This is a genomic window from Nonomuraea zeae, assembly GCF_005889725.1.
GTDB classification, from domain to species: Bacteria; Actinomycetota; Actinomycetes; order Streptosporangiales; family Streptosporangiaceae; genus Nonomuraea; species Nonomuraea zeae.
Window position 1 is genome coordinate 21,119 of sequence record NZ_VCKX01000159.1, and the last position, 6,567, is coordinate 27,685.

Sequence of the window (6,567 nt, forward strand, 5' to 3'; positions counted from 1 at the left end):
GGTCGTCATTCAGTACAGCTCCCGGCGGCGCACCCACGCGCTGCTGAAAGCCCTCGCCCGTTGTGGTCTCCCTGGCGGCCGTCGCGGCGGTCGACTTCACCTCCGCGCGGAAGAAGGGCTGGCAGCTCCAGTTCCGGCCACGCGAGCGCGCCGACTCTTACGCCGCCGTGGGGCCGCTGCTCGCCGAGAAGGCAGCCGTTCTTGTTGACCGGCAGACCCGACACCGAACTCCTCGCTGAGTACCACGCCGACCGGCTCCGGCTCGCGGCCGACGCCGCCCGGCTCGGCCACGGCCCGTGCCCGCCGGAGAAGTACGCCCTCGCACTCGTCCCAACGGTGCCGCTGCGCATCCGGCCTTCGGAGGGCGCGGCGATGTTCGACGGGGAGATGATCCGGCTGGAGTGGTCCGATGACGCGAGCGCCCGCAAGACCAAGAAGCGCCTGATGGAGTACACGCTGGCCGACATCCGGCGCGTCGAGTGGTTCCCGCAGGGGGCCATGGACGAGGGCTACCTGCGCATCGTGACGTGGCAGGAAGAAGCCGACGCGAGCTCGGGCGGCTACACGGGGAGGGGCTGCCCACAGACGATGAGTTCACATCGAAGAAGACGGAACTCCTCGATCGCCTCTAAACCGAGGCCGTCTCCCTCCGCTGTAGTGGCGCGGCTCCTAACGAACAGGCCCCACGCACGGCAAGAGTGTCTACCCGCAGGAACAGGAACCGCGAGCACATGGCGCTCCAAGGCCGCCACCTGAGGCTCCGCGGCCGGACGAACGGGCCAGCACCACAGAGGACCCGGACGCGCACGACATGAGGACCCGAGAGCAGCTTCCAATGACACTAGCCGGTGGCCATCCGCTACGAGAAACTCGCCGTCCATTACGAGGCCACCATCCTCGTCGCAGCCATCGACGAGTGGCTGTGACCAACGCACGCGGTGCACGCCCAAAGGGAGCCCGCAGAGCATGGGCCTGCGGTCGCTACCCGACCGTTTGGAGGAAGATCTGCGCAAGTTCGCGCGGCTGGGAGAACATCGGCCAGTGGCCGGTGTTCATCTCAACCAGCCGCCAGTGCTTGCTGGTCAGCAGCTTGGCCACGTCGTCGCTGGGCTCGGCTCCGGCGAGCAGGCATTGGATGTACGTCGCCGGGAGTTCGTCAAGTGGCCGTGCCAGCACGGCGGGCTCGGTCAGCGTGGCGCCCGGGTGCGGCGTTGAGCCACCCACGATCCGTTCGATCTGCTCTTCGGTGAGGCCCTGGCCGTCATAGTGACCTGCGAGCGCGAGCGGCCAAAATCCTCCGTTCTCGGCGATCGATGCCTTCACCATCGCCCCACCATCCGGCCAGGCGGAGACGAACGCCTCGCCATCGGCCGGAACGCTGGAATCGACGAAGACCACGTGGGCCATCCGGTCACCGATCCGCCCGGCAGCCTGACCGACCGGGATGCCCGAGTAGCTATGACCCACCAGGACGACGTCGCGCAGATCCTGGCCTTCGACCTCGTCGACTATGTCCTGGACGTGAGTCTGCTGCCCAGCGGGCACACCCCTCTTGTCGGCAAGACCGGACAGCGTCAACGGGTGAGCGCCCTGGCCGACTGCGCGCAGATACGGCACCACCTCGTCCCACGCCCACGCCCCGAGCCGCGCGCCTGCAACCAGTACGAAATTCGCCATGGCTGCACCGTAACGGAGCAGTCTGACACCGCCTGCCCACCTCGGGTCCGACTGTCAGGAAAGCAGCGACAGGTGGCAGGAAATGTTATTGCCCTCAGAAATTGACTCGTTAAGATCGTCAGCGTCTTAGGTCGGCGGAGCTGAGGAAATGTCTTATGGAGGAGCGGTCATGCGAACCCCTGACGCGTGGCCGCCCAGCTCGCGACGGCCTAGGGCGCGTTCCCGGGCCAGGCCGGGTGGGAGAACGATGAGTGGCCCAGAAGCAGCCCGCTCTGAACTTCCGGGCCACTCATCGCAGTGCCGCACCGCATCCCAACCGTCGCTCGAGATCCCACCCCTGGCGAAACCCCGCTCCCGGCATCTCCTGCGCGGTTCCGGCCGCGCGATCGTCGCTGGCTGAGCAGCGGGAGATCTCGAAGTTGTGCCAAGCAGCACCGAACCAGGGTCGAAGCCTTCTCACACTGTGGGTCCGATCGGCCTGAGCTGATCACCCTAGATGACGAACAGGTAGCGGCCGCACGGCGATGGCGACGAAGCACCCCGGCCCGCGCCCGACTGGGCCAGGAATCGGCCGTGGCGCCTGCTGCCGGCCGGCGGCCGTGGCCGCCTCCTGGAGCAGTTCCGCCGCGCTGGCCGGGGTCGCGGCCGCCGCCAGGCCGACCGCGCCCGCCCTGAGCAGGAGGCGGTGCTTCTTGGCAGAGCCGGTCGGTGGCGTGCGCTCCGCCGCTACCTCAATCGCCAGCAAGGCCTTCGCGGTGGCGGTGGCCGTGGCGGAGGGGCCGGGCAGCGCGTCGTGCAAGGCTTTGATTTCCTGCAGGTCATAGGTCATGACGACTCCTCCATGTCGATGACCGAGCGGAGCTTTCTGCGGGCCCGGTTGAGCCGCGAGCCGACCGTGCCGCGCGGAACGCCGAGCGCCTCGGCGATCTCCTCATAGCTGAGCTGGGCGCAGACGCCAGCAGCAGCACGGTCCGGTCGCTGGGCGATAGCGCGGCCAGACCGGCGACCAGACGCGGGCGTGTGGGAGTATTTCTTATGCCACGCGGCCGAGTCTGAAACGCTTTCCGAACGGAAGGAGGGATGGCTCCGCTCGATGAGCCGTGCCCGCCGAAGGGAGCTGCCGAGTTCGAGTACGGATCTTAGGTCCGCGATTTCGTCCGTTAGTCGTTCACAACGGAAAGCTGGTCGAGGCCTCGGAGCGGTCCTTCTCTCGGGCAGCAGGTCGAGCGCGTTCGCGACCACCAGACACCGCCGCGGCAGATGAGCGCTGTGGTGAAAGCCGCCTGGACGCCTGCGTTGAGGCCGATCCGGGCGTCCGCCACTGATCGGTCGATGGTGGCCGCCAACACCGTCACGCACAACGCGATACCGAAGGCCGCGCCGACCTGGAACATCGAGTTGGTGACGCCCGGAGCCGAGCCTGCCTCGTTCGGCGCCGCGCCGGACAGGCCGCGATGGCCGCCGCGACGACGGCCGTGCCGATGCCGGTTCCGGTGCCGAAGATGAACATGCCTAAAAACATCTCGGTCCGGTACCAACCTTCGGCGGGCACCATCGACAGCAGGTGCGCACCCACGCTCAGCAGGACGGCGCCTTCGTTACCCACGCGTGTGGTGAGCGGACCCGCGGAGTTGGAGCCGACCACCGACATCTCCGCGTGGTCGCCGCGCTGATATCGAACAGCACCGCCGAGTACCCGAGGACTTCCTATGCCTACACGCTCGGGTGCTTCGCCTTGGAGCTCGCATCCGTGCCGCAGCAGGCGGTGCGCAGATCGGATTGGGTGTCCGAGAGGTTGATCTCGCGGGGGCACACACCCTAAGCCGCGAAAAGCTCTTTAACACCAACTCAGTGTGGTTTGAGAGCTTATGTGGCTTACTCCCTAAAAGTCGCCCAACCGCCCGACTACCTTGTCGAACACGGCACGCTCGGCTGCGGAGCGAAGCAGACGATCTCGTCGAAGCCGACCGTTCGATATCGGTCTGCCAGCCTGGCGAGGGCGTCGGTGCTGGCCTAAGGGCTCATCGATCCATAGGCGAGCAGAACGCGCCCGCCGGGCGAGGCGTGGCCGACCGCCCAGCCCGTACGCGATCAAACGGCCGCGTCGGCGGCGGGACTGCGTGGCCCGGCCGACGGGCTCGGGCAGAGAGCGCCCCCGGATGGCCGGCCGGTCGTGACGGTGGAGCACCAGGTCTGCGGGTGGTGCGGATTCGGCACCTTCACCACATCGGAGGCGGCATCATTGATCAAGTCCTTCAATCAACGCTCGTGGTCGACACAGTCAGGCTCGTCCCCTCTACCTCAATGACGTCCGGCGACCTTCACCGCCCCGACAGCCGTACGGAACTCTTTGACTCCGGTGGAGAGCACTCGTGAATCCCGTTGGTCACCAGGCCGATCATCGCGGCCGGGCAGATCATCGGCTTCTTGCTGAACTGATCCGTGGCGTGACGGCCACAGGACCGAAGCAGGTCCTCCAACCCCCCAGGAGGCAGAGCCGTGAGCTCTGGCAAGAAGATGTGGACGGCGGCGTCGCTGGCCGCTGTCGTGCTGTTGATCGCTACGGCCTGCGGCGGCGTAGGCGCCGATGGTGATGTCAAGTTGCGTTTCTCCTACTGGGGCACTGACGTGCGGCAGAAGAGGACCGAAGAGGCGATCAAGAAGTTCGAGGCGAAGAACCCGGCCATCGACGTCGTGGCGGAGTTCTCCGGCTTCGGCAGCTACTACGAGACGCTTTCCACGAAGGTCGCGAGCAGCGACGCGCCTGACGTCATCACCCTGGAGATCCGCGGCCTGCGGGAATACGCCGAACGCGGCACGCTCGCCGATCTGTCCGGCAAGGTCGACACCGCCAACCTCGACGGCAAGGTGCTGACCACCGGCGTCATCGACGGCAAGCAGTTCGCCATTCCCACCGGCGTCAACGCCTGGTCCCTGGTCGCGGACCCGAAGGCGATCGCGGGCGCGGGGCAGAAGCTGCCCCAAGACACCACGTGGACCTGGGACGACTACGTCGACCTGGCGGCGAGCATCACCGCAAAAACCGGCGGCAAGGTCTACGGAACGCAGCAGGCCTTCAACCCGGCCTTCCTGCAGATCTTCGCCGCGCAGCGGGGCGAGTCGTTCTATGACGGCAACAAGATCGGCATGTCGCCCGATACGCTCAAGGCATGGTGGGCCGTCCACCGGAAGGTCATCAAGACCAAGGGTTCTCCTGACGTCTCCAAGAGCGTTGAGCTCGGCGGCCAGGGAGTGGATCGGTCGTTGTTCGCCACCGGCAACGGCGCGATGGGGATGTGGTGGAGCAACGAGCTGGGCGCGATCAACAAGGCGTCGGGCGGAAAGGAAGTGGACCTGCTGCGGATGCCGAAGGTCCAGGGCGCCGCCGCAGGCGGCATGTTCCTGCAGCCCGCCATGTTCTACACCGCCTCGTCGAAGTCGAAGCACCCGGCCGAGGCTGCCAAGTTCATCGATTTCATGGTCAACGACCCGGAGGCGGGCGCGATCATCCTCAGCGACCGCGGCCTTCCGGCCAACTCCCAGGTGCTGGCGGCGGTCAGGGCCAAGCTGCCGGAGACCGACAAGAAGACGCTGGCCTTCCTCGACGAGATCAAGGGCGAGCTCACGAACCCGCCCGCCGCTCCGCCGAAGGGCGCCAGCGCCATGGAAGAGATCCTCACCCGGTATACGGATGAGGTTCTGTTCGGCCGGATGAGCCCTGACGATGCCGCACAGAAGTTCATCACGGAGGCCAACGCCCTCATCGCAGGCTAGAGCGTACGCGTCCGTCTGCTCAGGCACTGCGCAGATGTACGTCGACGAGTTGCTCGTGGAGTGTCAGCAGTCTCCAGGAGTTTCAAGGTGGCGACGGCACGCTCGACGATGGCTGGGATGCGGGAGCGGGAGCGGTCGATGCTCGTGCGTCCACGCGACACCTGGGGCCGATGGCAAGGCCGCCGGCAAGCCTGCTGCTGGAGGCAGGCAGACGTTCCCGTCGCCCGCGAAGGGATAGGACTGCGGAGGTCGCCGCGTTCGACGTGCTGCTGTCGAGCACAAAGCGGGTGAGGCCACGTGCGAGGATGCATTGAGGACCTCTCTGGGGCACCAGTGGCATCCACCTGGATCCGTTGCGCGCGGCGCACCGGGGAGTTGGTCGACCTTGACCAGCGGGTCGCGGATGGTGGCGGCCCGGCAGTACCTGACCTGACTTGTCGGAGGTGACGCGGACGGCGTGAACGCCCCAGAAGTGGGCCAGGCGTTTGACGGCGTCGGCGTAGTCGCCGGGGTCTCTCCTTCCAAAGTGTGGAGGGCGACGCGCCAGCCGTACCGGATCGGCATGGGGAGCCCCATGAGCGGCTTGGTGTCGACGGCGACCCCGCTGGAAGCGGCGCTGTGCTTTGACGATGCCAGTGGAGTCGATCGCGCCGAGGACGATGGTGAACCACCTGCACTGCCGCTTCTTACGCAGCCGAGGGCGGCGCGACGCCATGATGCGCATACCTCGGGACATCTGGGGGCGCCTGTTATCCGCGGAGTCGGAGGCCATCGGCATCCCTGGTCTGCAGCGGCACGTTCATCCACGACACGGGCTGATGCGGGGTGCTGGGCAACAAAGCTCGAGGACAGCCAGGTCGGGCGCTGCCGTACTACTACGCTCCGGACATCGCCGCTGACGCTTCTCCGCCACCCCACAAGAATGCTCCGGGTCATCTCAACGCGCGATGATCGTTGCCAGGGGAGATCAAAAGCTTAGGTGCAGGCACTGGCCTTCCCCTCATAGCGTGGAGACCGAACCGGGAAAGGTTTGGTCGTGGCAGCAGTTACGCGGCGGCGCTTTGATCCGGAGTTCTGGGCCGGGGCGCTTGCGTATCGTCAAGGAGACCGGCAAGC

6 protein-coding genes are annotated in these 6,567 nt (G+C 66.7%); 2 read left to right on the plus strand and 4 right to left on the minus strand.

The genetic code is table 11. From position 1 onward, the window contains the following. Window positions 1–201 precede the first annotated feature (201 nt). Complete coding sequence (locus tag ETD85_RS38050; protein WP_170247063.1) at window positions 202–756, plus strand: DUF4429 domain-containing protein; 555 nt, start codon at window positions 202–204, stop codon at window positions 754–756. A gap of 225 nt (window positions 757–981) precedes the next feature. Here ETD85_RS38050 and ETD85_RS38055 read toward each other — a convergent pair whose 3' ends face one another. From ETD85_RS38055 to ETD85_RS63570, 4 genes are all read right to left on the minus strand, one after another. Then, window positions 982–1,677: an alpha/beta fold hydrolase gene (locus tag ETD85_RS38055; protein ID WP_138694677.1), complete on the minus strand. Its 696-nt coding sequence runs from the start codon at window positions 1,675–1,677 to the stop codon at window positions 982–984. Between the two features lie 487 nt (window positions 1,678–2,164). Continuing rightward, window positions 2,165–2,506, minus strand: coding sequence for a hypothetical protein (locus ETD85_RS63565; protein WP_170247064.1), 342 nt, complete (start codon window positions 2,504–2,506; stop codon window positions 2,165–2,167). Beyond that, entirely contained in the window at window positions 2,503–3,036 is a 534-nt protein-coding gene (locus tag ETD85_RS66125; RefSeq protein ID WP_138694679.1) for a sigma factor-like helix-turn-helix DNA-binding protein, read from the minus strand. Before ETD85_RS66125 ends, ETD85_RS63565 begins: the two co-directional genes overlap by 4 nt. Continuing rightward, complete coding sequence (locus tag ETD85_RS63570) at window positions 3,029–3,328, minus strand: hypothetical protein (RefSeq protein ID WP_170247065.1); 300 nt, start codon at window positions 3,326–3,328, stop codon at window positions 3,029–3,031. Before ETD85_RS63570 ends, ETD85_RS66125 begins: the two co-directional genes overlap by 8 nt. Before the next feature lie 848 nt (window positions 3,329–4,176). Between ETD85_RS63570 and ETD85_RS38070 the strand changes: the two genes are divergently transcribed. Next, window positions 4,177–5,451 carry an ABC transporter substrate-binding protein gene (locus ETD85_RS38070; protein WP_138694680.1) on the plus strand — a complete coding sequence of 425 codons (1,275 nt, stop codon included), beginning with the start codon at window positions 4,177–4,179 and terminating at the stop codon, window positions 5,449–5,451. Window positions 5,452–6,567 lie beyond the last annotated feature (1,116 nt).